Genomic DNA, 2,010 nt, shown 5'->3' with positions numbered 1-2,010 from the left:
CCCTCGTCGACGAGCTGCGCCGGCAGCAGCCGCCGTGGTCGGTCTCCGGCGCGGCGGTCGCCGCGGTCCTCGCGACCTCGACGCCGGCGGCGCGGGTCGAGCAGCGGCGCCGCGCCGAGCTCCAGGCCGACGACCGGGCCGAGCTCTGCCGCGGTCTCGACCGGCACGGGATCCCGCACGTCCCCGGAACCGGGGCCTTCGTCCTCGCCCAGGTGCCCCCTGGCACCCATGCCCGTCTTCGGGCCCGAGGCGTCGCGGTGCGCCGCTGCGACACCTTCCCCGGACTGGACGACACGTGGGTGCGCATCGCCGTCCGACCACCGGCCGTCACCGCCCTGCTGCTCGACGCGCTCGTCGCCACCGAGAAGGAGCTCGTCTCGTGACCTCAGGATCCATCGACCCGGCGACCGGTCGGGTCACCCTCGTCGGCGCCGGTCCGGGCGACCCCGGGCTCATGACCGTCGCCGGCCGGGCGGCGGTGGAGCGTGCCGACGTCGTCCTCACCGACCGCCTCGTCTCCGACGACGTCCTCGCCTGGGCCCGGCCCGGCGCGGACGTCGTGTGGGTCGGCAAGGAGCCCCACGGGCGATCCACCCCGCAGGCCGAGATCAACCGGCTCCTCGTCGAGCACGCCCGCGCCGGGCGCGACGTCGTCCGCCTCAAGGGCGGCGACCCCTACGTCTTCGGCCGGGGCGGCGAGGAGGTCATCGCCTGCGCCGAGGCCGGGGTGCCCGTCCGGGTCGTCCCCGGGGTGTCCTCCGCGACCGCCGTGCCCGCACTGGCCGGCATACCCGTCACGCACCGCAGCGTGTCGCAGGGCTTCACGGTGATCTCCGGACACGTCCCGCCCGGACATCCGGAGTCCACTATCGACTACCGGGCCGTGGCTGCCTCGGGCACGACCGTCGTCGTCCTCATGGGCGTCCGGACGTTGCCCGACATCACGGCCGCGCTCATCGACGGCGGTCTCGACCCGTCGACCCCGGCCGCCGTCGTCGTCGACGGCACGACCCCCGAGCAGGTCGTCGTCACGGCGACGCTCGAGAGCATCGCCGAGGCCGCGACCGATGCGCAGGTCGCGCCGCCGGCCATCGCCGTGATCGGCGCCGTCGCCGACCTCGCACTCCAGAACCCCATCGCGTCACCGCCCCATCGCCGAGGAGGCACCCCATGAGGAGTCCGTCCACCCCCCGCGTCACCCCTCCCGCACGCGACGTGTGGGACGAGGCCCGAACCCGCCTCGCCGCCCTCGCGACGCCGACCGGTGCCCTCGGGCGGCTCGGCGAGCTCGGCGCCTGGCTCGCCGCGGCCCAGGGCCAGGTGCCGCCTCGGCCGGTGTCCGAGGTCCGGGCCGTCGTCTTCGCCGGCGACCACGGCGTGAGCGACCACGGCGTGTCCGCCTACCCGAAGGCCGTGACCCCCGCGATGGTCCGCGGCTTCGTCTCCGGTCACGCGGCGGTGTCGGTCCTCGCCCGGCAGCACGGTGTCGCCCTCCGCGTTCTCGACCTCGGCGTCGACGACGACCTCGCGGGCCTGCCGCCGGACGTCACCGCCTTCAAGGTCCGGCGCGGGAGTGGCGCGATCCACCTCGAGGACGCGCTGACGACCGAGGAGACGCAGCGGGCGCTCGAGGCCGGCGCTGCGGTCGCCGAGGAGGAGATCGGTGCAGGAGCCGACCTGCTCATCAGCGGCGACATGGGGATCGGCAACACGACGCCCGCGGCCGCCCTCATCGCCTCCACGTACGGGCTGCCCGCGACCGAGGTGACCGGACGCGGCACCGGTGTCGACGACGCGGGCTTCGCCCACAAGACGGCCGTCGTCCAGCAGGCCCTCGACCGCGTGGCCGGGCGTGATCTCGACGCGGTGGAGACCCTCGCCGCCCTGGGGAGCGCGGACCTCGCGGCCTCGGCGGGATTCATGGCCGCCGCCGCGCGCTCCCACGTGCCGGTGCTGCTCGACGGGCTCATCTCGGTCGCCGCCGCCGTCCTCGCCGACCGGCTCGCGCCC

Annotated in this window: 3 protein-coding genes; all 3 read left to right on the top strand. The window is 75.9% G+C overall.

All coding sequences use genetic code 11. From position 1 onward, the window contains the following. The coding region (locus tag BN12_RS21355; RefSeq protein WP_048555582.1) for an aminotransferase class I/II-fold pyridoxal phosphate-dependent enzyme at window positions 1-383 on the top strand (383 nt) is incomplete at its 5' end. Next, window positions 380-1,174 carry a uroporphyrinogen-III C-methyltransferase gene (gene cobA, locus BN12_RS21350; RefSeq protein WP_048555581.1) on the top strand — a complete coding sequence of 265 codons (795 nt, stop codon included), beginning with the start codon at window positions 380-382 and terminating at the stop codon, window positions 1,172-1,174. The genes BN12_RS21355 and cobA, both read left to right, overlap by 4 nt. Continuing rightward, window positions 1,171-2,010: nicotinate-nucleotide--dimethylbenzimidazole phosphoribosyltransferase (locus tag BN12_RS21345; protein WP_048555580.1), on the top strand; the 840-nt coding region annotated here is incomplete at its 3' end. The genes cobA and BN12_RS21345, both read left to right, overlap by 4 nt.

The organism is Nostocoides japonicum T1-X7 (assembly GCF_001046855.1).
Classification (GTDB): Bacteria; Actinomycetota; Actinomycetes; order Actinomycetales; family Dermatophilaceae; genus Nostocoides; species Nostocoides japonicum.
Note: the sequence above shows the minus strand (reverse complement) of the source record. Positions and strands in the feature narration are given on the sequence as shown.